The sequence below is a fragment of the Amycolatopsis cynarae genome, from assembly GCF_026802195.1.
Lineage (GTDB): Bacteria > Actinomycetota > Actinomycetes > Mycobacteriales > Pseudonocardiaceae > Amycolatopsis_E > Amycolatopsis_E rhizosphaerae.
The window spans coordinates 3,052,572-3,078,789 of the sequence record NZ_CP113836.1 but is presented as its reverse complement, the minus strand read 5'-3'; the positions used below and the strand labels follow the sequence as shown (position 1 = coordinate 3,078,789).

Below are 26,218 nucleotides of genomic sequence, written 5' to 3'. Positions count from 1 at the left end.
CACGATGTCTGCTGTAGTCACCCCCGCGCGACGGCCGGAAGTCCTCACTTTGCGTCGCCGAATTCCCGTTGTCCTCACCGCCGTTCTGCTGCTGGCGGTGTCCACCGTGCTGACCAACCGCTTCCTGCCCGGCTGGGCCTATCCCGTCACGGGTGCGGTGACGGCGGTGACACTGATCGTGCTCGCGCGCGGAGCCGGGCTTTCCCCGGCCGCGATCGGGCTGGACCGCGACAACTTCCGGCGGGCCGCCCTGTTCGGTCTGGCCGGGTTCGCCGTGGTGCTGCTCGGTTTCGGTGTCGCGATGGCGGTGCCGTCCCTGCGCACCCTCTTCCACGACGGGCGGATCGGCTCTCCGGGGTTCGGCCAGCTGCTGTGGCTGGCGCTGATCCGGATCCCGCTGGGCACCGTACTGCTGGAAGAGGTCGCCTTCCGCGGTGTGCTGCCCGCGTTGCTCGGCGCGGGCGAACGGTGGCGGTGGGGCCCGGTGCTGGGCGCGGCCGGGCTGTTCGGCCTGTGGCATCTGCTGCCGTCGCTGGCCCTGGAGCAGAACGCGGCGGTGCACGCGACCTTCGGCGGGCTGCCACTGGCGTTGGTTTCGTTGCTGGCGATGCTCGCCGCGGCCGGGGCCGGGGTGTTCCTGTACTGGTGGCGGCACACCGGGCGGGGCCTGGCGGCACCGATGATGATCCACCTGGCCACCAATTCCGGTGGTCTGGTGTTCGCCTGGCTCCTACTGGCGCACTGAGCATGACAGGTTGCCCGGGAACCGCCTGAGAACCCGCGGCGGTGCAAGCTGACAGCCCACCGCAAGCGGCTCCGCCGCTTCACAACTGTCCCCGGTTTCGGCCCGTTCAGCGCCGTCCGGCGCTCGCGGTGGCCTTGGCGGCCAGTACGGCGGCCCAGTTGCGGGCCCGGTCCTCTTCTCCGGCGCGGAGTTCACCCGGGGTCTGGGTGGCGAAGAAACTCTCCGGCGGGGCGAGCAACGGGAATCCGTGCCTGCGCAGCAGTTTCGCGGCGCCACGGGCGGCCGAACCGGTCAGCCAGCGCGGTTTGTCCAGCCGGGTGTCGAAGACGACCGCCCGGATACCGGCGGGGGCCCCGGAAAGTGACCGCAGCCAGTCCCGGATGCCGTTGCGGGAACGGATCTCCTGTGTCGTCTGCCGCTGCGCACTCTGGCGGGTACTGGCCCGGCTCATGCCCCACGCGTGCGTGGGACCGCCGACGACGACCAGGTCCACCCCGTCGAGCCGGGACGGCGCATCGTCCACATTGACCACGTCGACCTCGGCGTGCGGGGCGAGCCCCGCGCCCATCGCGCGGGCGATCCGCTCGCTCCCGCCGAACATTGACTCATAGATCACGACAGCGCGCATCTGCTGACTCCTCGAATTCGCGGTTTCACCGTTCCACGCTGCGCGTGACTCCTTCGACGGAGTGAGAGCCGAACGTCACCGCTTCGCGCGACTCGCCTCTTTCACCCGTAAGGCCCTAACATTTTGCGGGTGAACGCCACCTGCGCCGGAGAGCGCGAATTGGCCGTCGAGTGGAACGACGAGCTCATCGACCAGCTCGATTGGCATTGGACGAACCAACTGCGGCCGCGGCTGACGGGTCTGGGTGACGACGAGTATTTCTGGGAACCCTCTCCCGGCTGCTGGAACGTGCGGCCGCGGGACGAGAGCACCGCGCCACTGGCGCTGGGCTCGGGCGAGTTCGTGGTGGACTTCGCCTACCCGGCGCCGGTCCCGCCGCCGGTGACCACGATCGCCTGGCGGATCGCGCATCTTGTGGTCGGGGTGCTCGGGATGCGGGTGGCCCTCCACTTCGGGGGCCCTCCGGTGGACTACCGCGGGTTCGCCTACGCCGGCAACGCCGCCACCGCACTGGCCCAGCTGGACGAGGCCTACGCCGGCTGGCTGGAAGGTGTGCGAAGACTCGGCGAGGACGGGCTGGCGCGGCCGTGCGGCCCCGTGGAGGGGCCGCTGGCGCAGCGCCCGATGGCGGCTCTGGTCATGCACGTCAACCGGGAGGTCATGCACCACGGCGCGGAGATCGCGCTGCTGCGCGACCTATACCTGCGCCGGGCCTGCTGACCGCGGCTCCCGCGAGACCCGGTGCACGGGCACCGCGATGAGCGCCACGCCCCCGGCGAGCAGCACCACTCCGAGCGCGATGATCCCGGCGGAAATCCAGCCGAGCGCGGGTGCGGTGGCGCCGACGTCGGCGCGGGCGTCGATGCCGGGGGCGGCGTCGGCGTTCATTACGACCACGGTCCAGTCACCGGCCCGCAGCGGCACGGTGACGGTCTGGGTGCCGGTTCCACCGGCGGCGGCCACCCAGATACCGGCGCCGCCGGGAGGTGTGGCCGGGGGCCCGCCGTGGTGAAGTGTCAGGTGCCCGGACGAGGAGTCCCGCAGCACCGCGTAGTCCACTCCGCCGAGATAGCGGTCGACGGCTCCGGTGGGTGCGATGCCGACGAAGATCGCGCGGCCGGGATCGGCGGAGGTGACCCGCACCCGCACGTCACCGACACCGGCCCCGGCACCGGGGGTCCAGTTCAGCAGCGCGACCGGCTGCGTGGTCACCGCGTAACCGGAGGCCATCAGGGTGTCGGAGACGGTGAGGTAGCCGTCCGCGTCACGTCCGGCCCGGTCGGCCCACAGCAGGGTGGAGCCGCCGGTGAGCAGGCCGACCGACACCAGTGCCAGCACGGCACCGACGATCACCGAGGCGACCCGCCCCCCGGTCCAGCCGTGCTGCGGCCGCGGGGTGTGCGCGGTGCCTGGTGGCGCCGGGGGTTGGGTGGGGGCGAGGGGGCCCGCCGGGTCCTGGCCGCCCATGTCCAAGCGGAAGGGCGGGTAGGCGTCGGTCATCAGGCCCGCGTATCCGGCGACCCGGAACACCCACCGGTCCATGCCGAGAACGAAGTCGAAGATGCTCTTCGGATAGGAACCGGTGAACAGCAACACGATCGCGGCGACCAGGACGAGGATGCCGACCAGCCCGCCCGCGGCCCACTCGAAGCCGGTGTTGCCGTATTGCCAGGTGAACCAGCTGCCGCCGCCGACGAACACCGCGGCGACGATGTAGTGCGGGATGGCCAGCAGCCACCACTTGACCAGCACCAGCCCGCGGGAGAGCCGCTCGGGGTAGGTCACGTCCAGGTGGGCGGGATAGTCCGCGACGTCGGCCAGGGTGAAGGGCGGATAGCGGTCGGTCCCGAGCGCGAAGTAGGCGTAGTACTGCACCCGCCAGGTCCATCGCAGCACCCCGACGTTGAAGTCGAAGATCCCCCGGGGATACCGGCCGGTGACCAGGATCGCGAAGAACGCCCCGATGCTGAGCACGAAGAACGCCACCCACAGCCAGGCCAGCAGGAAGTAGTGCGGGATGGCGAGAAGCCATTTCACCAGCCACAGCCAGCGTGACACCGCCGGGTCCAAGGACGCCTCGACCCGGACTGGGTAGGGCGCGGGGGAACCCACCTCGACCGCCTCCTTCCGGCGAACTCCACGTGACCCGGCGGATGCGCCCGGGTGATTCGACCGTGCGCGGTGCCCGGGGCCGGTGGCCAGGCACGAAGGTCCCCGGTGCTGGGGCATTCCGGCCCTGCCCGGCCCGAGTGAGCCGGTGCCAGATTCGGTGGCGCGGGCGATCGCGCTCCCCTGCGGGCCCGGCGTCCGCGGTGAGTTCCGGAAACGACTGGTGAGGCAGGTTTTGCGATGGAACGGGGACTTCCCGACGAGTACACCGTCCACGCGGCGGTCGAACTGGCGGTGCGCGCACCTTCGGTGCACAACACGCAGCCGTGGCTGTTCCGCGTCGGTGGCCGCACCGTGCACCTGTACGCCGACCCGGAGCGGCGGCTGGCCGAAACCGATCCCCGGGGCCGGGATCTGATCCTCAGCTGCGGCGCGGCACTGCATCACCTGCGGATCGGGTTCGCCGCACTGGGCTGGCGGACCGAGGTGCACCGCCTGCCCAATCCCGACGACGAAAACCACCTCGCCGCCGTGGAGTTGCACAGGCACGAGCCCACACAGGAGGACATCACGCTGGCGGCGGCGATCCCGCGGCGGCGGACGGACCGGCGGCGGCACAGCTCGTGGCCGGTGCCCGAGGGCGATGTCGAGCTGATGGCGCAGCGGGCCGCCGCCGAGGGGATCATCCTGCGGGCCGCCGAGGGGCAGGCTCGCTACCACCTGGCGCGCGCGATCCGCGAGGCCGCGGGGCGGCATGCGCACGATCCGGCCTACCAGGTGGAACTGGCGGCGTGGAGCGGCCGCGATGCCGCGCCGGACGGGGTGCCCAGCGCGAACGTGCCCGCCCCCGACACGACGCCGGGCGCGCTGCCCGACCGGCCGTTCGCCGATCCCCGCCTGCCCCAACCGCCGGATACGGCGGGTGAGGACGACGAGACGGTGCTGCTGGTGCTGGCCACCACTTCCGACGACCGCATGTCGCAGCTGCGGGCGGGCGAGGCGACGAGCGCGGCGCTGCTCACCGCGACCGCGCTGGGGCTGGCCTCGTGCCCGCTCACCGAGGCGCTGGAAATCCAGGACACGCGGGAAGAGGTGCGCGAGAAGGTCACCGACGGCAACTTCCCGCAGATGGTGCTGCGGATCGGGTGGGCGCCGGTCAACGCCGACCCGCTACCGGCCACGCCGCGCCGGGACCTGGCCGAGGTGCTGGCACCACTGCAGGAACCGGCCCACCCCCAGCGCTGACCTGTCGCTTCGGCGGGGCCGTGAGGGGTCCCCTCACAGCAAATACGACCGTGAGGGGACCCCTCTGCTGGGACCAGGGTGGTGCCCTCAAGGTGGCCTTGAGGGCGTTGATGACTCTGAAGGCGACCTTGAGGGCATCCCGCCCCGGCCCCCTGGCCCTCGCGGGTCAGCCGATTTCGGCGTGGTGGACGCCGGGGACGGTCTTGGCCAGCGCGTTGACCACGCGGCGTTCGGCCTCGTCGGAGAAGTCGCCGCTGATGTGGGCCACTCCCCCGGCGACCTCCACCGACCAGCGGCTGCGGTGGCCCGCGTAGTCGGTGAGCAGGGCGCGCAGTTGCGCGGCGATCGCGTCGTCGTGGCGGACCAGCGGGCGCAGCAGGTCACGCCTGCTGACCACGCCGACCAGCACTCCGTCGTCGACCACGGGGACGCACCGGAGGCGGTCGCTGAGCATGTGCCGGGCGATCTGGCTGATGTCGGTGTCCATGGTGGCGACCTCGACCGGAGCGGTCATCACGGAGCCGACGGTGGGGTTGCCGTTCGTCCCGCCGATGTCGGCGCGGAGCGCGTCGGCTTCGGTGAAGATGCCCACGACCCGGTCTTCCTCGTCCACCACCGGAAGCGCGGCGAAGCCGTGCTGGACGAGCAGGGCGATCGCCTCCCGTACGGTGGCCGTGGTCGTCACCGCCACCACCGGCCTGGTCATGATTTCCCTTGCGTCCATGGTCCTGCTCCTCGAAACGCGCGCGGCCCCGTACCGGTGCACCTCGACGCTAGGAGCCGATCTGCGCCTTGCGCAGGGCCTTCGGACACCGCTGGTGAGGACTTTCGACGCTCCCCGGATGGGCGGCGCACACGGTTTGCTGGACGGGCGAAACAGGTGTGGGAAAGGAACGGAACATGTCTCGTGCGGCGAAGTCGGGCCCGCCACCGGATCCGATCAAGAAGCCGGAGCCGCCCCGGCCGCCGGCCTGGCGGAGCTGGCTGCTCCCGCTCGGCCTGCTGATCACCATGGTGCTGCTGTTCCTGCCGAGCATCCTGACCGGCTCGACGACCACCCAGTCCTACTCCTACACCGACTTCCTGTCCAAAGTGGATGCCGGCCAGGTGAAGACGGTCGACGTGGACGACAAGGGCTCGCTGTCCGGCACGCTCAAGGACGGCACGCAGTTCACCACCCAGATTCCCACCGCACTGGGCAACAACCAACTGGAACAGCAGTTGCAGACCAAGGACGTGCAGATCACCGGCAAGGTCAGCTCGTCGAGTTCGGGGTGGCTGACCGTGCTGTTCAGCCTGCTGCCGCTGGTGCTCATCATCGCCTTCTTCGCCTGGACCGGCCGGGCCGCGCAGCGGTCGCTCGCGGGCGGCCTCGGCGGCTTCGGGCGCTCGAAGGCGAAGATCATCGAAGCGGAGCGGCCGACCACCCGCTTCGCCGACGTGGCGGGCTACGAAGGGGTCAAACAGGAGGTCAGCGAGATCGTGGACTTCCTGCGCGACCCGGCCCGCTACGCCGCGGCCGGTGCCAAGGGCCCCCGCGGGGTGATCATGGTGGGCCCGCCGGGGACCGGCAAGACACTGCTGGCCCGCGCGGTGGCCGGGGAGGCGAGCGTGCCGTTCCTGTCGGTGACGGGATCGGCGTTCGTGGAGATGTTCGTCGGTGTCGGAGCCTCGCGGGTGCGGGACCTGTTCACCGAGGCCCGCGACCGGGCCCCGTCGATCATCTTCATCGACGAGATCGACGCGGTGGGCAGCCGCCGCGGGATCGGCGGGATCGGCGGCCACGACGAGCGGGAGCAGACCCTCAACCAGCTCCTGTCCGAAATGGACGGCTTCGACCAGAGCAGCGGGATCGTGGTGCTGGCCGCCACGAACCGCCCCGAGACGCTGGACGCGGCGCTGCTGCGGCCGGGACGGTTCGACCGCCAGGTCACCGTGCCGCTGCCCAACCAGGCCGAGCGCGCCGCGATCCTCGGCGTGCACGTGGCGAACAAGCACCTCGCCCCGGACGTGGACGTGGACGTGATCGCCCGCGGCACCCCGGGCTTCTCCGGTGCGGACCTGGCCAACCTGGTCAACGAGGGCGCGATCAACGCGGTGCGCGCGGGCCGGACCACGATCACCGCGGCCGACCTGGGCGCGGCCCGGGACCGGGTACTGCTCGGCCGCCGGGATACCTCCAACGCGCTGCTGCCGGAGGAACGGCACTCGGTGGCCGTGCACGAGTCCGGGCACGCCCTGGTCGCCGCGCTGTGCGAGCACGCCGATCCGGTGGCGAAGGTGACCATCCTGCCCGCGGGCATGGCGCTCGGCGCGACCGAACAGCTGCCCGAGGCCGAACGGCACCTCTACAGCGAGGCCTACCTCAACGACCTGCTCGCGGTGCGTCTCGGCGGGCGGGCGGCCGAACTGGTGGTGTTCGAGCAGGGGTCCACCGGGGCGTCCAACGACCTGTCGGGCGCCACGGACCTGGCCACCAAGATGGTCACCGAGTTCGGGCTTTCCCCCGAGCTGGGGCCGATCGGCTACCCCGCGGGCGACGCGGTGTACCTCCCGGGCGCGCCGAAGGAAGCGATGCACCGCTACTCGGAGGAAACCCAGCGGATCGTGGACCAGGAAGTGGCCCGGCTGCTGCGGGAAGCCGAGGCGCGCGCGGTGCGGCTGCTGCGGGACCACCGGGACGCACTGGAATGGCTGGCCGGACAGCTGATGGAACACGAGACCGTCGACGGCGGCGCGGTGCTGGAGGCATTGCGGCACGAGACGCCCGCGCTGGGTGTCCGCCGGGGCGCGCCGGCCGTGCTGGTGGCGGACTCGCCGGGAAACCCCACCGCCTGAGCGTCGAGGCGGGGACGAGGAGACGTCGTGGAACCGTTGAATCCTCTCGATGCGGCCTTCCTGGAGATCGAAGACGCCGACCCCGCCGTCGTGCTGGCCATCGCTTCGGTGGCCGTGGCGGAAGGGCCGGCCCCCTCGCAGCAGGAACTCGTCGCCGAGTTCACCGCCCGGCTGCCCCTCATCCCGCGCTACCGGCAGAAGATCCACCGGGTACCGCTGGATCTAGGGACGCCGTCGTGGGTGGACGACCCGGACTTCGATCCGGCACGGCAGTTCCACCGGGTGGCGGTGCCCGAGCCCGGCGACGAGGCCGGGTTGTGCGAACTGGTGGGGATGCTGATGGCCCAGCGGCTCGACCGCGACCGCCCGCTGTGGGAGTGCTGGGTGATCGAGGGCCTGACCGGGGGCCGGTGGGCCATCCTGTCCAAGGTGCACCACTGCCTGGCCGACGGGGTCTCGGGCAACACACTGCACGAGGTGTTCTTCCGCGAGCAGGACCGGCCCCCGCCTCCGCTGCGCCCGGCCGAACCGTCCCCGGGCAGGATGCCGCTGCTCGCGGCCGCTCTGCGCGACATGGTCGTCGGCCCGCTGACGACGCTGAGGGCCGCGTTCGGTGCGCTCACCAAACCCCGCGCACTGGCCGGGCGGGTGACCGAGGCGTCCCAGGGGCTGGAAGCGCTGATGCGGGCGGTGATCCCGGTGAGCCCGTCGTCGCTGTCCGGCCCGATCGGCCGCATGCGGCGCTACGAACTCGCGCACGCTTCGCTGCCCAAGGTGGTGGCCATCGCCAAGGCGTTCGACGTCACGGTGAACGACGTGGTACTCGCCGCGATCACCGCCGCCTACCGGGAACTGCTGCTGAGCCGGGGTGAAGAACCGGCCGCCGACAGCGTGCGCACCCTGGTGCCGGTCTCGGTCCGCCGTGAGGTGGAAATCGGCCGGATGGACAACCAGGTGTCGCTGATGCTGCCACTGCTGCCGGTCGATGTCGCCGACCCCGCGCTGCGGCTGGTCACGGTGCACCGGCGCCTGGCGGAACTGAAGGGGCACCGCGAGGCCGAAGCCGGCGTCGCCGTGACGACCTCGGCCCGGTACGGGCCCTACGCCCCCCTCGCCTGGACGATCCGCGCGGCGGCCCGCCTCCCGCACCGCAACGTGGTGTCGGTGGCGACCAACGTGCCCGGCCCCCGGCACACCCTGTCCGTCCTCGGCCGGGAGGTCACCGACCTCTACCCGTACGTGCCCATCGCGATGCGCCTGCGAACCGGCGTGGCGGTGCTGACCTACCGGGACCGGATGTCCTTCGGCATCACCGCCGACGCCGGCACCGCCCCGGAACCGGGCCTGATGTCCGCCGCGATCGAACGCGACCTCACCACCCTGTCCAGGACCGCCCGCACCAAGAAGAAGAAAACGGTCGTTCCGAAACGGAATTCGTCCCACTGACGAAGGCCCTTCGGCTCTAGGGCACCAGACCCCAAACGGGGGAAACTGGGTGCCGCAGAGCGAAATAAGGGAGTCTGAGCTCATGGCACAACCGGCGAAGTGGACAGTGGACATCGCACTCGACGAGAACAACGGCACAACCCGCGCCCGGGTACAGCTCGGCATCGAGGGCGGCTCCTTCGTCGGAATAGGCCTCGTCCGCGGCGGCGCCCGCGGAGTACACCTGCCCGGCATCGCCGCGGAACTGGCGATCGCCCGCGCCTTCTCCGACCTGACCGAGGAACTGCTCGAGGCCGTCGCCGCCGACATCGAATCCGACGCCGAAACCCGCGTCTACATCCCCACACAGGCCCGCGCCAGCTGACCCGGAACTACGTGCCCTGAAGGTGGCCTTGAGGGCGTTTATGACCCTGAAGGCCACCTTCAGGGCATCCCACCCCGGTCCCAGTGTGGGACTCGCGCGCCGGCCCGTCACGGCGCGGTGTCGTCGGTGGCGAAGGTCAGCCGGTCGACCACGTCGATCACCCCGGGCACCCGGCGGGTCAGCGCCACCGCGATCGGCACCAGGCTCGCGCGCTCCAGCTCACCGGTCAGCGTGACCACCCCGTCCGCCACCGCCACCAACGGCCTGGCCCGCTCCTCGGGAAGCCACAGCACCCGCCCGAACACGTCGTGCACGACCTCCTCACGTAACTCCTCGTCGGTGCGGACGAAGATGCGCAACAGATCCGAGCGGCTGACGATGCCGACGAGCTTGCCGTAGCGGTCCACCACCGGCAACTGCTTGACGTGTTCGCGCGCCATCCGCCGCGCACCCTCCACAAGGGAATCCTCCGCCCCGATCGTGACCGGCGGCTGCGTCATCAGCTCCCCCGCCACCCCACCATCACGAACCCGGCGGCGCCGCCATTCCCACCACCGATGCGGCACCAGTTCCCGATCCAGCAGATCCGCCTCGGAAACCACCCCGACCACCGTGCGCTCGTCGTCCACCACCGGCACGGCACCGATCCGCCGCTCCGCCAGCATCACCGCGATGTCCTTGAACGGGGTGCCGCGACGCACCGACCGCACATCGGTGGTCATCACGTCCCGCACCAGCAGGCGCCGCATCACGCACTCCCGAAATCCCGCATACCGGCATAGGCGACGCCCAGCCCCGCGAAGGCGAACACCGGCTGGATCCAGCTGTAGCTCTGCACGAACCCGATCTCCACCGCGATCCACCCGACCAGCAGACTGCCCGCGATCACCGCCGCGATACTGGAACGCGTATCGCGCCTGGCGGCCAGCCACGCCGCCACCGTCATCGGCACACCGACCACCACCGCCAGCGCCGCACCCCCGAACACCGGGCTGCGGAACGGAAGCCGCGCCTCGATCTCGTCCCCGAGATCGAGCATCCCACTGATCAGCCCGACCGCCCCACCGTAGGCCAGCACCGCGATCAGCGCCGTCACCACCGCCAACCCGGGCCGCCTGCGCGCCGGCTGCCCGGTGCGCAACAGGCTCCGGCGCCAATCGGTCCTGGTCATAGGCCGATCGTCGGCCCCACCCCCACCAGCGGACAGGGCAGCACGTCCCCACCGGGTGCGACCTTGGGCCCTTCGGCAAGCACCGCCCCCGATGCCAGGCTGGAGGAGATCAACGAGGAAAGGAAGGCCATGGCCTGCAAGAAGAAGTGGTCCGAGCTCAGCCGCCCCCAGCGCACCGCGCTGGCCGCTGCCGCCGCGCTGCAGTTCGGCCTCGCCGGGACCGCCTGGTGGGACCTCTCGCGCCGCCCGGCAGACGCCGTCCGCGGCTCCAAAGCGGTGTGGGCCTTCGTCATCGGGATCAACTTCTTCGGCCCGCTGGCCTACCTGCGCTTCGGCCGCAAGCAGTCGGCGCAGCTGCTCGAACCGGCGGCACCCCTGCCCTGAGCGGCCGGCCCTTCGAGCGAGGAGAAGAACATGCGCACGGCCTATCACGAAGAACTGGCCCGGTTCGGCGCCCGCCTCGGCGACCTGGCCCGGCTCGCCGAAACGGCACTGGGACAGGCGACCAGTGCACTGCTGGACAACGACCTTTCGCTGGCCCGCAAGGTGACCGCGGACGAAGGCGCCATCACCAAACTGCACCACCTGCTCGACGCCGAAGCCGTCACCCTGCTCGCCCGCCAGCAACCGGTCGCCGGCGAGCTCCGCACCATCGTGGCCGGACTGCGGATGAGCTCGGACCTGGACCGGATGGGCGCGATGGCCCGCCACGTCGCCGAACTCGTCGAACTGCGGCACCCGGACCAGGTGGTCCCCGAAACACTGCAACCGACCGTCGCCACCATGGGCGAGGTCGCCCGCCGCATGGCCGCCAGGGCACGGCAGGCGATGGCGGCCGGAGACGCCACCGCCCTCACCCGGATAGAACACGACGACGACGAAATGGACCATCTGGAGGCCATGCTGCGCCGCCAGGTCACCCACGGCGTCCCCCGCCCCAACCTGGACACCGCCATGGACCTGGCCCTGCTCGGGCGCTACTACCAACGGTTCGGCGACCATGCGGTGTCCCTCGCCAAACGCGTCGCCTTCCTCGCCGGAGTCCCGCCCCAGCCCGCCCGCACCTGACCGGCACCGGTGACCTTCGGCCCTGCCCGGCACCCCACGCCACCAGTCATGGTGGCCTTGAGGCACCCCGGAAAACGGTGAGGGAGCGAAACGATGGTGCTGGTGGACCGCACGAGCGCGGGGCAGGCCCTCGCCGCACGCCTGGCCTTCCTGCAGGAAGCCCACCCCGTCGTGCTGGGCCTGCCCCGGGGCGGCGTCGTGGTCGCGTCCGCGATCGCCGAAACCCTGCAGGCACCGCTCGACGTCCTGCTGGTCCGCAAGATCAGCGTGCCCGGCCACGACGAACTGGCGCTCGGCGCGATCGGGGAAGGCGCCGTCGTGGTCGGCAACCCCGAAGTGATGCGGCACGCCCAACCCAGCCCGGCAACCTTCGAACGGGCACTGGAAACCGCCCGCGCCGGCCTCGCCCGGCGCGCCGCGCTCTACCGGCCCGCCCGCCGGGCCCAGCCCGTCGCACGACGCACCGCCGTACTCGTCGACGACGGAATCGCCACCGGCGCCACCATGCGCGCCGCCATCCGGGTCCTGCACGCGCGCGGCGCCGCCCGCATCCTCGTCGCCGCCCCCGTCGCCGCCGAACCCGCGCTGGCCACCCTCACCGGTCTCGCCGACCAGATCGTCGTGCTGGAGATCGTGAAACGGCTCCCTTCGATCGGCCGCTGCTACCAGGACTTCCCACCCGTCTGCGACGCCGACGTGCTCGGCCTCCTCCGCGACGCGGCCCTGTCCACCCCTGCCGGTGGCTGATCCCGTGCGCCACGCGGGAACGGAAGCGAAATGGGCGAACCAGGTGTCCCTCCCGAGGAATTCCGCCGCACACTCCACCTGCGCGACGGCCGCGACGTCACCATCGCACCGCTCACCCCCGACGACACCGGCCGCCTCGCCGAAGCGCTGCGCGACGCCGACCCGCAAACCCTCCACGCACGCTTCTGCGGCGCACCCCCGCACGTCACCCCGGAACTCCTGCGCCACCTGACCGAACTCGACTACGTCAACCGGTTCGCCCTCGTCGCCAGCGACCCCGACGGCCACGGCGTCGCCCTCGCCCGCTACGAAGCCACCGGCGAACCCGGCGTCGCCGAAGTCGCCCTCGCCGTCGAACCCCAATGGCGGCGCGCCGGGCTCGGCAGCGCCCTGATCCGGATGCTCGCCGAAGCCGCACTCGCCCGCGGCTTCACCCTGTTCACCGCCGTCTACCTCGCCGACAACCGCGCCGTCGCCGACCTCCTCGACGAGGTCCACGGGCACACCACCATCGCCGAGGGAATCGCCGAAGCCACCATCCGGCTCACCTGAACCCACCCCGACCAAGATCGAGGCCGGAAGTCACTACCGCCAACCCCGAAGTCCCCTACGCCCGCCCCGCCCCGGCCACCACCATCGACGGGGAAACGCCAGTGAGGAGCCGACAATGCCGGTACGCGTGGGAATCAACGGCTTGGGCAGGATCGGGCGCCACGTCCTGCGCTGCGCACTCGACCAGGCGGGCAGCAAGGTCGAAGTGGTCGCCGTCAACGACCTGGCCCCCACCGCGACCCTCGCCCACCTCCTGCGCTACGACTCCACCCACGGCCCGCTGGACCTCCCGGTCCGCGTCCACGAGGGCAAGGGCGAGAGCGCAGCCACCATCGCGGCCGGACCCCACCTCATCCACGTCACCAAGATCGCAGACCCCGCCCGGATCCCCTGGGCGGCACTCAACGCCGACATCGTCATCGAAGCCACCGGCCGGTTCCGCACCCGCGAAGCCGCCGCCGCCCACCTCGACGCCGGAGCGGGCAAGGTCGTCATCACCGCCCCCGCCAAGAACGCCGACGCCACCATCGTCATGGGCATCAACGACGACGTCTACGACCCGGAGAACCACCACATCGTCTCCAACGCCTCCTGCACCACCCACTGCCTGGCCCCGATGGTCTCCGTACTGCACCGCGCCTTCGGCCTCCGCCGCGGCCTCGTCACCACCATGCACAGCTACACCAACGACCAGTCCCTGCTCGACGGCCCCCACCAGGACCTGCGGCGGGCCCGCTCCGCGGCGGTCAACCTCATCCCCACCGGCACCGGCGCCGCCCGCACCCTCGGCGAGGTCATCCCGGAACTGGCCGGGAAACTCGACGGCATCGCCGTGCGCGTCCCCCTCGAGGACGGCTCGCTCACCGACCTCTCCGCCACCCTCGACATGCCCGTCACCAGCGGACAGGTCAACCGCGCCTTCGCCGACGCCGCCGCCGGCTGCCTCAAACCCGTCCTCCGCTACACCGAAGACCCCATCGTCTCCCGCGACATCATCGGCAACCCCGCCTCCTGCGTGTTCGACGCGAGCCTCACCAGAGCGGAAGACGACCTGGTCAAGATCTTCGGCTGGTACGACAACGAATGGGGCTACGCCCACCGCACCCTCGACCTCGTCGAACTCATCGCCAGCTACCAGCTGTAGCCATCGTGAAGGCATGACCTGTGACACGGGCACCGCTGATTTGACCTTGACGCTGCGTCAACTTCTAGCATCGATGCCATGTCGATCACTGTGCTGGACACCTACTCCGCCATGAGGCGAATCCTGCTGGCCCCGGTCGCCGACCGCGTCGACCTGCTGCGTTCGATGCTGGAGCCCACCAGGGGCATGTACCGCTACCACCCCGGCGAGGTCGACCTGGTGGCCCTGCACCTCCAGGCGTCCGGGTTCCCCATCGACCACGACGAGCGGCGTTGCCTCGACGCGCTCGAAACCCTGGCGGCAGCCGGAGCCTGGGAGCGGATGCAACGCGCGCTCGACAACGCGCTCACCGTACTGCTGGAGGCCACGCCCGGGCTGACGGCCCCGGACATCACCGTGCTGTTCGTGCTCGGCGATCCCGGCGACGAGCACTTCATGGGTCCTTGCCAGGGAGTGACCGGGTTCGGCGGCATCCCGGGCCACATCGTGATCACACTCTGGCCCTTCCCCGAGAACGTGGCGCGGCTTCAGGCCACCGCCGTGCACGAACTCCACCACAACCTGCGGTTCGGCCCGGGCGGAGTCGTGTGGGACCCGACAACCGTCACGGTCGGCGATCACATCGTCTCCGAGGGCCTGGCCGACGCCTTCGCCCGACAGCTCTACGGCGACGAACTCGGCTACACCCGCATCGGCGTGCCGCACCTGCACGACGACGAGATTTTCGACAAGGTACTCACCGGGCTCGACGTGACAGGCATGCAGAACTTCACGGCCTGGGTGCACGGCGACCCCAGCGCCGAGCACTTCGGCCTCACCCCGGTGGGACTGCCCATGGGCGCCGGGTACGCCGCGGGCAACCGGCTGGTCGACACCTACCTGGCGGCGACCGGGCAGACCGCGGCGCAGGCCCTGCACGCCCACAGCGCCGAAGTCATCGCAACCACGCTCCGCCGCCGGTAACAGCGCAACGATGGAGTGGACGATCCAGGAACTCGCGGCGAGGGCCGGCATCACCAGCCGCACCCTGCGCCACTACGACCGCGTCGGTCTCTTGGCCCCGTCCCGGGTCGGCGCGAACGGGTACCGCTACTACAACCCCACCGCGGTCGCCCGGCTACAGCGGATCCTGCTCATGCGGCAACTCGGCATGGGCCTGTCCGCCATCGCCGAGGTCCTGGCCGACGAGGTGGACACCTGCGACGGTCTGCGCGCCCACATCGCCACACTCGAAGCCGAACGGGACCGCATCGAACGGCAGATCCGGTCCGTGCGTCACACGCTCGAAGCCCTGCAGGCAGGGGCGGAACCGCGGATGGACGTCATGCTGGCCGGGTTCAACGACCGCTACAAGGACGAGGTGATCTCACGCTGGGGAGAGCCCGCATTCCAGGCGAGCAACGACTGGTGGCACGGCAAGACCCTTGACCAGCAGCGCGCCTGGAAGCAGGACACCGAAGACCTCGTCGCCGCATGGGTCGCCGCAGCGAAGGCCGGTGTTTCTCCGATATCAGAGCACGCCCAGTCACTGGCCGCCCGGCACGTCCAGTGGCTCAGCCAGATTCCGGGCACCCCCACCGCCGAGGGCGACCGGGAGCGCTCCATCGAGATGGTGCAAGGCCTGGCCGCCATGTACGTCGAGGACCCCCGCTTCACCGGCATGTACGACGACGCCGCGGGGGCCGCCTTCGTCCGCGACGCGCTGCAAGCCTACGCACGGACCCGGATGTAGCCAGTGCGATCCCGCCAGGGACAGCGCGTAACCCTGCCCAAGGCGCGGCAGACGATGGCCGTGAGGGGCGGGGCTACCGGCCGGCCAGTGGCGGAGCCGACCACAGCGGGAACCAGCGGCCCAGGTCCGGCTCCACCGGCAGCTCACCCTCCAACTGCGCCCGGATCTGCAACTCCAGCCCGTTGTCACGGCGCGTGCCACCGATCGGCGCGAACGGATACACCGTGCCCCGCTTGAACAGGTACACCAGCCCCACCGTCCGCCCGTCCCCCCGCGCGAACCCCACCACCGTGCACAGCAGCCCCGTCCCGAAACCCGCCTCCACCAAGGTCGTGTTGACCGCGTGCAACCCCGTCACCAGCGCCGCCAGATCCGCATCCGCCCGACGGTAGGTCGCCCACGTGTAGGCGTACTCGTCCCGGCTGACCTCCACCTCGCCACCCCGGTCCGCCCCCAGCAACTCCATCGCCTCGGCCTGCGCCCGCTCCGCCATCACCCCCTCCGCGGTCCGGAAACACACCGCACCCGCCCCCGTCGCCTTCAACCCCAGCCCCGCCTCCAGCGCCGTCGCGGCCGCCGGAATCCCGAACAACACGTCCAGGTTCGGCCGCACCGGCTTCGTCCGGCCCAGCAGCACATCCAGAAACCTCATCGCGCCGGCTCCCCCAGATCCGTGGACAGCTTCGCCAGCCGATCCAGCCGCACCTCAAGGCTCGGATGCGTCGACAGCAACGACATCACCCGCGAACCCAGCGCCGGAGCGAAGAAGAACGCGTTGAACGCCTCCACCGACCGCAGATCCCGCGTCGGAATCCGCGACAACTCCCCACTGACCTTCGTCAACGCCGAAGCCAGCGCCGACGGACGACCCGTCACCATCGCCCCCGCGGTGTCCGCCGCCAGCTCCCGGTACCGCGACAACGCCCGCACCAGCAGGAAACTGATCCCATACACCACCACCGACACCGCGGTCACCAGCAGCACGACCAGCACCACCTGGTCACCGTTGCGCCTGCCCTGGCCCATCATCCCCGAGTACAGCGAGAACCGCGCCACCAGACCGGCCAGCACACCGAGGAACGACGCGATGGTCATCACCACCACATCCCGGTGCGCGATGTGCGACAACTCGTGCGACAACACCCCCTCCAGCTCCGTGTTGTCCAGCCGCCGCAGCAGACCCGTCGTCACGCACACCACCGCGCGCCGCGTGTTGCGGCCGGTCGCGAACGCGTTCGGCAGATCCGTGTCGGCCACCGCCACCCGGGGCTTCGGCATGTCCGCCGCCGCGCACAACCGGTCCAGCACCGCATGCAACCGCGGCTCCTGCTCCGGACCCACCACCTGCGCCCCCATCGACGCCAGCGCGATCCGGTCCGAGAAGAAGTACTGCGCGGCCAGCAGCCCCCCGGCGATCACCACCACCACGAAAACCGACTTGAGCAGGACCAGCAGCACCGCCACGAACACCGCGTACAACAGTCCCAGCAGGAACGTGGTCAGCAGCATCCGAGCGGTCAGCCCGCGGTCCGGCGGAAAACGAGTGCGCACGCCTTCACCCGGGAATCAGGCCCTCGTCGCCGAGCAGCGCCCGCACCTGCGCCAGGCTGCTGTCCGCGGCGGGAAGGACCAGGTCGGAGGGAACCAGACTGTCATCCGGCACCGCGGTGCCGTACCGGCGCGCGGCCTCGAGCAACGAATCCAGCGCGATGATGAAAGCGCTTTCCTCACCGGCCTCCATCGCCGCCGCCAGCGCCTCGTCCAGCTTGTTGAGCTCATCGAGACGCTCGGCAGGCAGCTCCAGCTGCCCCTCACCGAGAATGCGCGCGATCACGACTCATCCTTCCCACGACCGGCGGGCAACTGCGCCCGCAACTGCGAAAGCTCACCCTCGATCTGACCCTGCGCGGAAATCCGGTCCAGCTGGGCCTGGATGTCGTCCCGCCCGGCAGGACGCGTGGCATCGTCGAGCGCACCGGAAGCCAGCAGCTCGTCGATCGCCCCCGCCCTGGCCTGCAGCTGCGCGGTCTTGTCCTCCGCCCGCTGCATCGCCATCCCGACATCCCCCATCTCCTCGGAGATGCCACTCACCGCCTCACCGATCCGCGTCTGCGCCTCCGCCGCCGTGTAGGTCGCCTTGATGGTCTCCTTCCGCGTCCGGAACGCCTCCACCTTCGCCCGCAACCGCTCCGACGCGGCCTTCAGCTTCTCCTCGTCGGCCCGCACCGACTGCTGCTGCACCTGCAACTCCGTGATCTGCGCGGTCACCGCCGCCCGGCGCGTCAACGCCTCCCGCGCGATGTCCTCCTGCCCCAGGGCCAGCGCCTGCCGCGCCTGCCCGGTCAGCGTCTCCGCCGACCGGTTCAACTGCCCCAGCTGCAGCTCCAGCCGCTTACGGCTGGTGGCCACGTCCGCCAGCCCCCGGTTGACCTTCGTCAGCATCTCGAGCTGCTTCTCGTAGGAATAGTCCAGCACCTCGCGAGGATCCTCGGCACGGTCGAGCGCCTTGCCCACCTTCATCCTGAACAGATCCGCGATCCGACGGGACAGACTCATTTCCCCTCCCGGTCTTCGGGCTTTTCCTCGCCGTGCCGCCGTTCCTGCCGCGCCTGCCACATCCTGATCTCCCGCTCGGCCAGCTCGGTCGCCGTGTGGTGCCGCGACGCGGCACGGGCCGCAGCGTCCTCCCTCGCCTCCTGAGCCGCCTTCCGGCTTTCGGTGTCGTTCACAGCCGTTCTCCCGTCCACAATGGATGCTCCAATGGATGACCGTCTCCACCCTCGGCCGCCGGGAGACGCCTGACTAGTGACCTTCGGCCCCGACGGAGGAACCGAAAGCCGCCACCGGCGCCAGATGCTTCAGGAACCACTCACGCGCCAGCGCACCCGCCTGATCCAGCGCACCCGGCTCCTCGAACAGATGCGTCGCCCCGGCCACCACCGAAAGCCGCGTCTGAGCCGTCATCGCCGCCTGCGCCTGCTGGTTGAGCTCCAGCACGATCTCGTCCCGCCCGCCGACGATGAACAGCGTCGGCGCACTCACCCGCGCCAACCGCGGCGCCGCGAGATCCGGACGCCCACCGCGCGACACCACCGCGGCCACCGGCACCCCCGGATTCGCCGCCGCCCACAGCGCCGCCCCGGCCCCGGTGCTCGCACCGAAGAACCCGATGCGCACCCCGTCCACCTGCTCCCGGACCCACGCCGTCACCTCGACCAGCCGGTCCGCCAGCAACTCGATGTCGAACACGTACCCGCGATCCCGTTCCTCGCGGTGCGTCAGCAGATCGAACAGCAACGTCCCCAGCCCGGCCTCGTTCAGCATCCGCGCGACGTACTGGTTGCGCGGACTGTGCCTGCTGCTCCCGCTGCCGTGCACGAACACGACCATGCCGCGCACATCCTCCGGAATCGTGAGCCGCCCCGCCAGCGGCACCCCGCCGGCGAACACCTCGACCTCCTCGTCCCGCGCGGCGGGCACAAAGCCGCGTTCCCCACCTTCACGGCTCCCGGCGTCCCCACCGTCCCAGGCCCCCACGGTGTCCTGCCGCAGCAACCGGATCACCTCGTCGTCCGAGGTCTGGGAAAAATCGGTGTACCACTGGCCGATGGCACGGAACCAGGACGGCGTCTCCAGGCAGACCACCTCGTCGGCGTCCTCGGACAGCGCCTGGATCGCGTCCGGCGCCCCGACCGGCACCGCGAGCACGATCCGCCGCGCCCCGTGCGCGCGGGCCACCTGGCAGGCCGCCCGCGCCGTCGACCCCGTGGCCACCCCGTCGTCCACGATGATCGCCGTCCGGCCCACCAGGGTCGACGGCGCCTCGTCACCTCGGTACCGCATGGTCCGGCGCCGCAACTCCTCCCGCTCGACGCGCTCCACCGCGGTGAGCTCGTCGGCCGTGAGCTGGGTGTGCCGCACCACCTCACGGTTGAGCACCCGCACCCCACCCTCACCGATCGCCCCCGCCGCAAGCTCCGGCTGGTACGGCACCCCCAGCTTGCGCACCAGGATCACGTCGAGCGGCGCCCCCAGCGCGCGCGCCACCTCGTAGGCCACCGGAACCCCGCCACGCGGCAGCCCGAGCACGACGATGTCCTGCCCCTGGTAGTCCCGCAGGCGCTCGGCCAGCCGGCGCCCCGCTTCCGTCCGATCACTGAAAAGCATGAGTCTCTCCGCGGGCGCGGCGACAAGAAGACGATTCGAGTCTGCGCCCGGCCCCGGCCCCCTGTCTGGGGCCGAAAGTCACCGCCTGCGCCACCGGCGGGCCGGGGATGGACCTTCGGCCCTATGCGCCTTCCCGCCCCTGGCCGCACCCTGACCGAAGACAGCCGCCACCGGAGGGGAGTCGTAGGCGATGACCAGCACACAGGCGCGGCCCGACCTGCTCGCCGACCGGTTCGCACCCCGCTACGACGTGCTGCAGGCACGGCATCTCCTGGTGGAGGCACCCGCCGAGCGAGCCTATTCCGCCCTGCGCAGCCTCGATTTCACCGAGATCGGCGGCGGCCTGGTCAACCTCGCGTTCTGGGCCCGCGGCCTGCCCGAACGCTGGAAGAACCGGCACCACAGGATGCCGCGCGTACCCACCCGGCTGACCTTCGACGACCTGGTCACCGGCTCGGAATGGGCGATACTGGGCGAACGGCCCGGCTCGGAGATCGTGCTCGGCGTGGCAGGCCAGTTCTGGAAGCCGGTGGTGGTGTGGCGCCGCGTCGAACCCGACCGGTTCATCGACTTCGCCGAACCGGGATTCGGCAAGATCGTGCTCTCACTGTCCGCGGCACCCTACGGTGGAACCCACACGCTGCTCACCTACGACGTGCGGGTCATCCTCGGGGACGGCTGGAGCCGCGCGAAGTTCTGGGTGTACTGGACGACGGTCTCCCCGTTCATCCGCGCCATCCAGACCGCCACCCTCCGCACGATCGCACGCCACGCCGAGGCCGCCGAACCCAAGGCGTGACTCTCCCCCTCGGGTGAAGGCCCAGGCAAAATCCGACCGTGATCCACCTCATGCCGAGGCACTCACCTGCGGCGACAGGAACCGCCCGGCGGCGGCGGTGCACCGTGAAATCCTGCGGAAAACACCGTTAACCGAGCGGACATCCGCGCCCGATTTGATCGCACCCGTCGCCGGTACCGCCCTTGCGGGCGAAACCTCCCGAAAACCCGGCGACGGTACCCACTCGCGAACCCAAGGAGATTCCCATGGACATCGTCAGCGGCCTGCTCAACACCGTCCTCGGCCTGGTGGGCGGCCTGCTGGGCCTGTTCTGATCCAGCACGCCAAGCAGGGCCGCGAGGGACCTCCCCTCGCGGCCCTCTTCGCCGGAGCCCGGGAGCGACGGCGATCAGCACGCTCAGCGGGCGACGGCGGAGGCGGCGAGGAGCGTCGCGGCGGCGAGACCGCCCCAGAGGGCGGCCGGGCCGCGGGACGCGAGAGCGGTGATGACCGCCGGGGAGACGGCGAGGCCGAAGCCCGTGGAGAGCTGGAAACGGGAGAGGGCGCGTCCCAGGACCTGCGCCGGGGCGAGGGCGGTGACGAGCGCGGTGGCGCTGCCTGCGTAGATGATCTCGCCGAGGGTGCAGACCACGGACACCACGGCGACGGCCGGGGCACCCCAGCCGTGCCCCAAGGAGGTGGCCGCCAGGAAGCCGAGGTAGGACGCGGCGAGCACCACGCCGGCGAGAGCCAGCACGAACCGGCGGGGAAAGCGGGACAGCAGGACGGTGACCGGAACCTGCAGGGTGACCACCAGCACCGTGTTGGCCACGAAGATGGCCGCCGACCACACCGGGGAGGCGTGCATCTGCGTCACCAGAACCAGAGGGAGCGCGATTTCGGTGAGGTTGAGGCAGAAGACGTAGATCACGTTGGCGGCTAGCAGCGCGCGCATCCGGGGTGCGGGCTCGTCGTCCCTGTCCTCGGCCCTGTTCGATTCCTTGGCAGCGGGTGCGGCAGCGGCCGGATGAGCGTGCACGTGGACCGACCACGCCAAGGCCGCCGCGGCGAGGTAGGCGAGCCCGGTGACGGCTGCCAGCACCTGCACTGCGGTGGTGCCGCCCGCCAGGCATGCGGTGGCGAGGAGGGCGCCCGCGCCCAGGCCTGCGTTGCGCAGGGCGCGGGCCCCGGCGAGGGCGGCGTCACGTTCCTGGCCGCGGGCGACCGTGGCCACGAGGGCGGCGTGGGCGGCCGGCCACGCCTGGTTGCCGATGCCGAGGAAGAGCGCCGCTGTCGCGAACAGCCAGACGTTCCCCGTCGGGGTGGCCAGCAGCAGCGCCACGCCCAGCACCCGCACCAGCATCGACGCCGCCACGACCGTGCTGCGTGCGCCCCGGTCCAGCCATCGGCCCACCCCGGGCATGCACACGAGACCCGCGACGGCGCCGGCTGTCATGGCGGTGCCGGTGACCGGCGCGGACAGCCCGAGCACCGTCACCCCGTAGAGCAGCAGAAAGGGCCGCAGCAGGCCGGTGCCGAGCGCGTCCACCGCCAGGGCGACGGCGTAGCGGGGGCCTCCGGAAGCCCGGACAAGGGCGCGGGGCTGGATCTTGGTGGGGGTTGCCATGGCATCAACGCTGCGTTCGGCCGCCGGGCCTGCCACGTCGGTTGACGGACACCGTCAACCGATGCCGTCGCCGGCCGCCCAACCCGCGATGATGGCGGGATGACGCTGCGCATCGACATCACCGGGCTACCGGCCGAGCGGCTGCGGTTCACCGCCTCCCCACTGGCCGAGCTGACCGCGATGCTGCACGTCCTGGCCGAACCCGGACATCACCCGCGGCTGGCCGGCTGGGCCGGGGACGTCTGGTCCGGGATGCCACCGGAGCTCGCCGAACGGTTGCGGGAGGCGGAATTCCTCTGGCGTTCCTCCCGAGCCGATTTCCTGGTCCCCGCCCGGCCTCGGCAGACCCTCGCCGAGGAATTGGACGATGTGGACCGGATCGACGACGAGACCTATGTGACCGCCGCGCTCACCACCACGTGCGGCAGCAATCGGGTCCACTTCGCCGCGCCGTCCCCGCTCGCCGACACGACCGCGCGCGAGCGTGCCCTGGACCTGGCCCAGGCCCGCGGCGCACTCCAAGAGGCCTTCGCGGAGCGGCTGCTCGCGGACCCGGCCGCAGTGCGGGCACGGGTGCGCCACACCCTCGAACAGTGTGCCGAGGCGTTCTTCGACGCCGCCTGGACGGGCGTCGCCGTGCAACTGGCCACCGACCTGCGCCTGAAGAACGACCTGCTGAATCGCCGGGGCATCGGGGCGGCCCTCACCTCCGTCTCCGGCGCGGTCACCCTGGCACCGGACGGTGACCGCATCGTCGTGGACAAGCTGCAGGACAACGCGACCGCCGCCCACGGCAGCGGGGTCACCTTCATTCCCACTGTCTTCGGCCACCCGCACCTGGTGGTGATCCACGCGCCGGGATGGCAGCCGGTGGTGCAGTACCCCGTGGCCGAGCCGAATCAGCCAGAGCCGGTGCCGCTGAAAACGGTCACCCTCCGGCTGGAGGCACTCGCACATCCGGTACGGCTGCGGCTGCTGCGCACCCTGGCCCGCGGCCCGCACACCACCGGTGAACTGGCCCACGCCTGGGAACTCTCGCCCCCGGAGGTCTCCCGCCACCTCGCCGTCCTGCGTCGCGCGGGCCTGCTCACAACCCGGCGGCAGGGGCGCTACGTCCACTACACCCTCAACCTGCCCGAAATGACGGCGCTGGGCACAGACCTGCTGGCGACCGTCCTGCGCTGAGCAACTGCCACCCCACCATCCTCTGAAGCTGGTTTTAGTGCGATAGCAAGTGGGAACAGTGGCGGCCGGAACGGCCGCCAAACCCGGTGCTGTATAGGTCGTTATACACTTGAATGGTCATCGAAGCCGCTGGTGTGCGTACGCCTCGATGGCCGCGGCGAGCCATACCGGCAGGGCCGGATCGGCCTCCGCGGCCATCGCCTGCTGACGAGGATCAGTGGCATAGAGGCCGCCCATCGCCGCGTAGGCCGCGGCCGTCGGCCGCCAGTACCGGCTCACCGCCGCATAGTGCTCGGCCACCGCGTCGAGCGCAGCCGGAGCGTCCGGTGCGACGCCACCGCGCATCACCTCGGAAAGCCGCCGGAACAGGGCCCTCCCCTGCGCGGCGGCGTGTTCGTAGTCGCCCGCGCTGAACGCCTCCTGCGCGCGCTGCCCGTCCTCGAAGGCAGCGGCCGCGACGGGCCCGAAGCCGGCGCCGAGCGTGTCTCGCATGGCGTCCTTCTCCTGCCGCAATCCCTCGAAAAACCGTGCTGGATCGGAAATCTTCGCCGCGCCGAGGTCGTCGATCGTCGCCTCGACCGCACCGATCACGCGGTCAAGACGCTCCCGCTCCGCCCGCAACCGGACCAGTTGCTCGTGCAGGGCTTCCGCCTCGCCGGTGCCCTGCCGCAGCACCTCACCGATGCGTTCGAGGCCGAGGCCGAGGCGCCGCAACAGGAGGATCCGCTGCAGGCGCAACAGTTCCCCGCGCCCGTACCAGCGGTAGCCGTTGCGGCCGACCTCCGCGGGCGGGAGCAGGCCGAGCTGGTCGTAGTGGCGCAGGGTCCGCGCCGAGACGCCGGAGATCCTGGCGACCTCGCTGATGGAATACCGCACGCCCGACCTGTCCTCCGGGAAGAGTTGACCTTCACACTACGTCAACTTCTACCGTGCCCGGCATGACGACGACCATCACGGGCATCCGCCTGTTCGACGGGGAGCGCCTGACGGCGGACACCGCGGTGCGGCTCTCCGGAGGACTCATCGACGCCGTCGGCGGACCCGAACTGCTCCGCGACGGCGACCACCACGTCGACGGGACGGGCTGCACCCTGCTGCCCGGCCTGATCGACGCGCACGTCCACCTGCTGCCGGGCGCTTCGCGCCAGGCGCTCACCTTCGGGGTGACCACCGTCCTCGACATGTTCTCCCTGCCGGACCTCCTGCGCAGTGCCCTCGACGCGAGCACGCACCCCGAGCACGCCGACGTCTTCTCCTCCGGGGTCGGCGCGACCGCACCCGGCGGGCATCCTTCCCTGATGTACGGGCAGTTCCCGGTCGTGACCGGTCCCGGGGACGCGGACCGGTTCGTCGCCGCCCGGATCGCCGAAGGCGCCCGGTATCTCAAGGTCTTCTACGAGCCGGGCACGGCCGGGGGGCCGTTGGCGGCACCTTCCCTCGACGTGCGGACCGTGTCCGCGCTCGTCGAAGCGGCGCACCGGGCCGGTCTGCTCGTCGCCGCGCACGTGTCCACCGGCCAGGCCGCGCTGGACCTCCTCCCCACCGGGGTGGACGTGCTCGCCCACGCACCCTTTGATCCCCTCACCGGCGACCAGGTGCGCGCCATCGCCGCGGCGAGCGTGGCGGTGATCTCGACACTGTCCATTGCGGATGGTTTCCCGGACGGTGGCACCATGCCGCTGCTGAGCCGTCCCGCACTCGCCGGACGGCTCGGGCCACGCTGGTCAGGGGTGATCGAACGGCAGGGCCGGCGGTGGATGCCGCCGCATCTGCCCGACTTCGCCGTGGCCGGCGACAACGTGCGCACACTGCACCGTGCCGGCGTCCCCGTGCTCGCCGGTACCGACGCCCCCAATCCCGGACTCGCCCACGGCGCGAGCCTGCATCGGGAACTGGAGCGCCTCGCCGCGGCGGGACTCGCCCCGGCCGAAGCGCTCACGTCGGCGACCGCGCGCACGGCGACGGTGTTCGGGCTCACCGACCGGGGCCGGGTGCGGCCCGGCCTGCGTGCCGATCTCGTGCTCGTGGCCGGGCGGCCCGACCTGCACATCCGGGACAGCCAGGAAATCCGGGCGGTGTGGAAGGAGGGGATCCCGGTCGATACACGTTCCTATGTGGACTCCCCCGACGAGACCGAAGGCCTGCGGACCCTGCGCGAGCAGACCGAGCGTGTGGTGGCCGCCATGGCCGCCGTCCTCCCCCGGCCCGAGCCGGTTCCGGTCCGCCGCGACGAGGACGGGGAACTCCTGGGCTATCTGGCACGCGCACTGGAACGTGCACCGGACCACTGGCGGCCGCTGACCGTGTTCGGCGGCGAACTCGGCGAACCCGCTTCCCGGGACGACGCCGAAAACCTCGTGCGGACCGAAGGACTCGCCTCCCTGACCGAGCCGTGGTGGGTCGAGGAGGCACCCGGCCGGTGGCGCGAAGCCCGGGTCCAGGAAGCGCACCCGGACCGGCTTCGCGTCCGGTGGACGGACCCGCTGGCGGACCAGCCCCCTCAAGGGCAGTGGATCGATCCCCGCGCCGTGGCCGTACGCCGCCGCCCGCCCGCGCGATCGTCCTCAGCCCAGGACGGGGCAGGCCTCGCGTAGTTCGGCGCACAGCGGATCCCCTCGTGCACCGAAGAAGATCGTGGGAAACGCCATCGCGCGCTGACGGGCCCCGCACCC

Annotated in this window: 30 protein-coding genes; 17 read left to right on the top strand and 13 right to left on the bottom strand. The window is 71.2% G+C overall.

From position 1 onward, the window contains the following. Positions 1-4 precede the first annotated feature (4 nt). Positions 5-745 (top strand): CPBP family glutamic-type intramembrane protease, encoded by a 741-nt coding sequence (locus tag ORV05_RS14685; protein WP_268759047.1) that lies wholly within the window; start codon positions 5-7, stop codon positions 743-745. Positions 746-851: 106 nt separating this feature from the next. Here ORV05_RS14685 and ORV05_RS14680 read toward each other — a convergent pair whose 3' ends face one another. Further along, the gene (locus ORV05_RS14680; protein WP_268759046.1) at positions 852-1,373 is read right to left on the bottom strand and encodes a flavodoxin family protein; all 522 of its coding nucleotides are present in this window, start codon (positions 1,371-1,373) and stop codon (positions 852-854) included. 129 nt (positions 1,374-1,502) lie between these two features. Between ORV05_RS14680 and ORV05_RS14675 the strand changes: the two genes are divergently transcribed. Beyond that, a complete protein-coding gene (locus ORV05_RS14675; RefSeq protein ID WP_268759045.1) occupies positions 1,503-2,093 on the top strand; it encodes a DinB family protein in 591 nt (196 codons plus the stop codon). Here the strand turns inward: ORV05_RS14675 and ORV05_RS14670 are convergent. Continuing rightward, positions 2,070-3,485 carry a DUF4389 domain-containing protein gene (locus ORV05_RS14670; protein ID WP_268759044.1) on the bottom strand — a complete coding sequence of 472 codons (1,416 nt, stop codon included), beginning with the start codon at positions 3,483-3,485 and terminating at the stop codon, positions 2,070-2,072. The two genes, ORV05_RS14675 and ORV05_RS14670, sit on opposite strands and share 24 nt — an antisense overlap. 237 nt (positions 3,486-3,722) lie before the next feature. Here ORV05_RS14670 and ORV05_RS14665 point away from each other — a divergent pair, with 237 nt between their 5' ends. Next, complete coding sequence (locus tag ORV05_RS14665; RefSeq protein ID WP_268759043.1) at positions 3,723-4,727, top strand: Acg family FMN-binding oxidoreductase; 1,005 nt, start codon at positions 3,723-3,725, stop codon at positions 4,725-4,727. A 166-nt stretch (positions 4,728-4,893) separates the two neighbouring features. Here the strand turns inward: ORV05_RS14665 and ORV05_RS14660 are convergent, their stop codons facing one another. Then, positions 4,894-5,451 (bottom strand): CBS domain-containing protein, encoded by a 558-nt coding sequence (locus ORV05_RS14660; protein WP_268759042.1) that lies wholly within the window; start codon positions 5,449-5,451, stop codon positions 4,894-4,896. A gap of 176 nt (positions 5,452-5,627) precedes the next feature. Here ORV05_RS14660 and ftsH point away from each other — a divergent pair, with 176 nt between their 5' ends. The 3 genes from ftsH to ORV05_RS14645 all read left to right on the top strand — a co-directional run bounded on the left by ftsH (position 5,628) and on the right by ORV05_RS14645 (position 9,375). After that, a complete protein-coding gene (gene ftsH / locus ORV05_RS14655; RefSeq protein ID WP_268759041.1) occupies positions 5,628-7,565 on the top strand; it encodes an ATP-dependent zinc metalloprotease FtsH in 1,938 nt (645 codons plus the stop codon). Between the two features lie 27 nt (positions 7,566-7,592). Further along, positions 7,593-9,011 carry a wax ester/triacylglycerol synthase family O-acyltransferase gene (locus ORV05_RS14650; RefSeq protein WP_268759040.1) on the top strand — a complete coding sequence of 473 codons (1,419 nt, stop codon included), beginning with the start codon at positions 7,593-7,595 and terminating at the stop codon, positions 9,009-9,011. 82 nt (positions 9,012-9,093) lie between these two features. Beyond that, on the top strand, positions 9,094-9,375 hold the full coding sequence (locus ORV05_RS14645; RefSeq protein ID WP_268759039.1) for a dsRBD fold-containing protein: 282 nt from the start codon (positions 9,094-9,096) through the stop codon (positions 9,373-9,375). Between the two features lie 107 nt (positions 9,376-9,482). Here the strand turns inward: ORV05_RS14645 and ORV05_RS14640 are convergent, their stop codons facing one another. Then, on the bottom strand, positions 9,483-10,124 hold the full coding sequence (locus ORV05_RS14640; protein ID WP_268759038.1) for a CBS domain-containing protein: 642 nt from the start codon (positions 10,122-10,124) through the stop codon (positions 9,483-9,485). Continuing rightward, positions 10,124-10,546: a hypothetical protein gene (locus ORV05_RS14635; protein WP_268759037.1), complete on the bottom strand. Its 423-nt coding sequence runs from the start codon at positions 10,544-10,546 to the stop codon at positions 10,124-10,126. Before ORV05_RS14635 ends, ORV05_RS14640 begins: the two co-directional genes overlap by 1 nt. A gap of 63 nt (positions 10,547-10,609) precedes the next feature. Here ORV05_RS14635 and ORV05_RS14630 point away from each other — a divergent pair, with 63 nt between their 5' ends. The 7 genes from ORV05_RS14630 (at position 10,610) to ORV05_RS14600 (ending at position 15,789) form a co-directional block, all read left to right on the top strand. Next, positions 10,610-10,930: a PLD nuclease N-terminal domain-containing protein gene (locus ORV05_RS14630; protein ID WP_268759036.1), complete on the top strand. Its 321-nt coding sequence runs from the start codon at positions 10,610-10,612 to the stop codon at positions 10,928-10,930. A gap of 30 nt (positions 10,931-10,960) precedes the next feature. Beyond that, positions 10,961-11,614, top strand: coding sequence for a phosphate signaling complex protein PhoU (gene phoU / locus ORV05_RS14625; RefSeq protein WP_268759035.1), 654 nt, complete (start codon positions 10,961-10,963; stop codon positions 11,612-11,614). Between the two features lie 93 nt (positions 11,615-11,707). Continuing rightward, complete coding sequence (locus ORV05_RS14620) at positions 11,708-12,361, top strand: phosphoribosyltransferase (RefSeq protein WP_268759034.1); 654 nt, start codon at positions 11,708-11,710, stop codon at positions 12,359-12,361. Positions 12,362-12,391: 30 nt separating this feature from the next. After that, a complete protein-coding gene (locus tag ORV05_RS14615; protein WP_268759033.1) occupies positions 12,392-12,913 on the top strand; it encodes a GNAT family N-acetyltransferase in 522 nt (173 codons plus the stop codon). Between the two features lie 115 nt (positions 12,914-13,028). Continuing rightward, positions 13,029-14,057: a type I glyceraldehyde-3-phosphate dehydrogenase gene (gene gap / locus ORV05_RS14610; RefSeq protein ID WP_268759032.1), complete on the top strand. Its 1,029-nt coding sequence runs from the start codon at positions 13,029-13,031 to the stop codon at positions 14,055-14,057. Between the two features lie 78 nt (positions 14,058-14,135). Beyond that, positions 14,136-15,020, top strand: a complete 885-nt coding sequence (locus ORV05_RS14605) for a DUF2268 domain-containing protein (protein WP_268759031.1) — start codon at positions 14,136-14,138, stop codon at positions 15,018-15,020. 10 nt (positions 15,021-15,030) lie between these two features. Next, positions 15,031-15,789: a MerR family transcriptional regulator gene (locus ORV05_RS14600; RefSeq protein ID WP_268759030.1), complete on the top strand. Its 759-nt coding sequence runs from the start codon at positions 15,031-15,033 to the stop codon at positions 15,787-15,789. A gap of 73 nt (positions 15,790-15,862) precedes the next feature. On the opposite strand, the gene pspAB is transcribed toward ORV05_RS14600, so the two are convergent. The 6 genes from pspAB to ORV05_RS14570 form a co-directional block, all read right to left on the bottom strand. Next, positions 15,863-16,441 (bottom strand): PspA-associated protein PspAB, encoded by a 579-nt coding sequence (gene pspAB / locus ORV05_RS14595; RefSeq protein ID WP_268759029.1) that lies wholly within the window; start codon positions 16,439-16,441, stop codon positions 15,863-15,865. After that, entirely contained in the window at positions 16,438-17,340 is a 903-nt protein-coding gene (gene htpX, locus ORV05_RS14590) for a zinc metalloprotease HtpX (protein ID WP_268759028.1), read from the bottom strand. The genes pspAB and htpX overlap by 4 nt, the downstream gene beginning before the upstream one ends. A 4-nt stretch (positions 17,341-17,344) precedes the next feature. Continuing rightward, positions 17,345-17,623, bottom strand: a complete 279-nt coding sequence (pspAA, locus tag ORV05_RS14585) for a PspA-associated protein PspAA (RefSeq protein ID WP_268759027.1) — start codon at positions 17,621-17,623, stop codon at positions 17,345-17,347. Then, positions 17,620-18,345 (bottom strand): PspA/IM30 family protein, encoded by a 726-nt coding sequence (locus ORV05_RS14580; protein WP_268759026.1) that lies wholly within the window; start codon positions 18,343-18,345, stop codon positions 17,620-17,622. The genes pspAA and ORV05_RS14580 overlap by 4 nt, the downstream gene beginning before the upstream one ends. Continuing rightward, the gene (locus ORV05_RS14575) at positions 18,342-18,518 is read right to left on the bottom strand and encodes a hypothetical protein (RefSeq protein WP_268759025.1); all 177 of its coding nucleotides are present in this window, start codon (positions 18,516-18,518) and stop codon (positions 18,342-18,344) included. The genes ORV05_RS14580 and ORV05_RS14575 overlap by 4 nt, the downstream gene beginning before the upstream one ends. A 73-nt stretch (positions 18,519-18,591) precedes the next feature. Continuing rightward, positions 18,592-19,956 carry an alpha/beta family hydrolase gene (locus ORV05_RS14570; protein ID WP_268759024.1) on the bottom strand — a complete coding sequence of 455 codons (1,365 nt, stop codon included), beginning with the start codon at positions 19,954-19,956 and terminating at the stop codon, positions 18,592-18,594. A 190-nt stretch (positions 19,957-20,146) separates the two neighbouring features. Between ORV05_RS14570 and ORV05_RS14565 the strand changes: the two genes are divergently transcribed. Both ORV05_RS14565 and ORV05_RS14560 read left to right on the top strand, forming a co-directional pair. After that, positions 20,147-20,755, top strand: coding sequence for a hypothetical protein (locus ORV05_RS14565; RefSeq protein ID WP_268759023.1), 609 nt, complete (start codon positions 20,147-20,149; stop codon positions 20,753-20,755). A 182-nt stretch (positions 20,756-20,937) separates the two neighbouring features. Continuing rightward, entirely contained in the window at positions 20,938-21,069 is a 132-nt protein-coding gene (locus tag ORV05_RS14560) for a hypothetical protein (RefSeq protein ID WP_268759022.1), read from the top strand. An 83-nt stretch (positions 21,070-21,152) separates the two neighbouring features. Here ORV05_RS14560 and ORV05_RS14555 read toward each other — a convergent pair whose 3' ends face one another. Then, on the bottom strand, positions 21,153-22,361 hold the full coding sequence (locus ORV05_RS14555; protein WP_268759021.1) for an MFS transporter: 1,209 nt from the start codon (positions 22,359-22,361) through the stop codon (positions 21,153-21,155). A 99-nt stretch (positions 22,362-22,460) separates the two neighbouring features. On the opposite strand from ORV05_RS14555, the gene ORV05_RS14550 reads away from it, so the two are divergent. Next, positions 22,461-23,546, top strand: a complete 1,086-nt coding sequence (locus tag ORV05_RS14550) for a DUF5937 family protein (RefSeq protein ID WP_268759020.1) — start codon at positions 22,461-22,463, stop codon at positions 23,544-23,546. 117 nt (positions 23,547-23,663) lie between these two features. Here the strand turns inward: ORV05_RS14550 and ORV05_RS14545 are convergent, their stop codons facing one another. Next, on the bottom strand, positions 23,664-24,422 hold the full coding sequence (locus ORV05_RS14545; RefSeq protein WP_268759019.1) for a MerR family transcriptional regulator: 759 nt from the start codon (positions 24,420-24,422) through the stop codon (positions 23,664-23,666). Positions 24,423-24,484: 62 nt separating this feature from the next. Between ORV05_RS14545 and ORV05_RS14540 the strand changes: the two genes are divergently transcribed. Further along, positions 24,485-26,140, top strand: a complete 1,656-nt coding sequence (locus tag ORV05_RS14540) for an amidohydrolase family protein (protein WP_268759018.1) — start codon at positions 24,485-24,487, stop codon at positions 26,138-26,140. Positions 26,141-26,218 lie beyond the last annotated feature (78 nt).

Bases quoted from the DNA above. Each gene is read 5' to 3' on its own strand.
- ORV05_RS14620 (WP_268759034.1), top strand. From the start codon at position 11,708: ATGGTGCTGGTGGACCGCACGAGCGCGGGGCAGGCCCTCGCCGCACGC.
- ORV05_RS14565 (WP_268759023.1), top strand. From the start codon at position 20,147: ATGACCAGCACACAGGCGCGGCCCGACCTGCTCGCCGACCGGTTCGCA.
- ORV05_RS14635 (WP_268759037.1), bottom strand. From the start codon at position 10,546: ATGACCAGGACCGATTGGCGCCGGAGCCTGTTGCGCACCGGGCAGCCG.
- gap (WP_268759032.1), top strand. From the start codon at position 13,029: ATGCCGGTACGCGTGGGAATCAACGGCTTGGGCAGGATCGGGCGCCAC.
- ORV05_RS14600 (WP_268759030.1), top strand. From the start codon at position 15,031: ATGGAGTGGACGATCCAGGAACTCGCGGCGAGGGCCGGCATCACCAGC.
- pspAB (WP_268759029.1), bottom strand. From the start codon at position 16,441: ATGAGGTTTCTGGATGTGCTGCTGGGCCGGACGAAGCCGGTGCGGCCG.
- ORV05_RS14665 (WP_268759043.1), top strand. From the start codon at position 3,723: ATGGAACGGGGACTTCCCGACGAGTACACCGTCCACGCGGCGGTCGAA.
- ORV05_RS14555 (WP_268759021.1), bottom strand. From the start codon at position 22,361: ATGGCAACCCCCACCAAGATCCAGCCCCGCGCCCTTGTCCGGGCTTCC.
- ORV05_RS14605 (WP_268759031.1), top strand. From the start codon at position 14,136: ATGTCGATCACTGTGCTGGACACCTACTCCGCCATGAGGCGAATCCTG.
- phoU (WP_268759035.1), top strand. From the start codon at position 10,961: ATGCGCACGGCCTATCACGAAGAACTGGCCCGGTTCGGCGCCCGCCTC.
- ORV05_RS14580 (WP_268759026.1), bottom strand. From the start codon at position 18,345: ATGAGTCTGTCCCGTCGGATCGCGGATCTGTTCAGGATGAAGGTGGGC.
- ORV05_RS14570 (WP_268759024.1), bottom strand. From the start codon at position 19,956: ATGCTTTTCAGTGATCGGACGGAAGCGGGGCGCCGGCTGGCCGAGCGC.
- ORV05_RS14550 (WP_268759020.1), top strand. From the start codon at position 22,461: ATGACGCTGCGCATCGACATCACCGGGCTACCGGCCGAGCGGCTGCGG.
- ORV05_RS14540 (WP_268759018.1), top strand. From the start codon at position 24,485: ATGACGACGACCATCACGGGCATCCGCCTGTTCGACGGGGAGCGCCTG.
- ORV05_RS14680 (WP_268759046.1), bottom strand. From the start codon at position 1,373: ATGCGCGCTGTCGTGATCTATGAGTCAATGTTCGGCGGGAGCGAGCGG.
- ORV05_RS14640 (WP_268759038.1), bottom strand. From the start codon at position 10,124: ATGCGGCGCCTGCTGGTGCGGGACGTGATGACCACCGATGTGCGGTCG.
- ORV05_RS14685 (WP_268759047.1), top strand. From the start codon at position 5: ATGTCTGCTGTAGTCACCCCCGCGCGACGGCCGGAAGTCCTCACTTTG.
- ftsH (WP_268759041.1), top strand. From the start codon at position 5,628: ATGTCTCGTGCGGCGAAGTCGGGCCCGCCACCGGATCCGATCAAGAAG.
- ORV05_RS14660 (WP_268759042.1), bottom strand. From the start codon at position 5,451: ATGGACGCAAGGGAAATCATGACCAGGCCGGTGGTGGCGGTGACGACC.
- ORV05_RS14645 (WP_268759039.1), top strand. From the start codon at position 9,094: ATGGCACAACCGGCGAAGTGGACAGTGGACATCGCACTCGACGAGAAC.
- ORV05_RS14615 (WP_268759033.1), top strand. From the start codon at position 12,392: ATGGGCGAACCAGGTGTCCCTCCCGAGGAATTCCGCCGCACACTCCAC.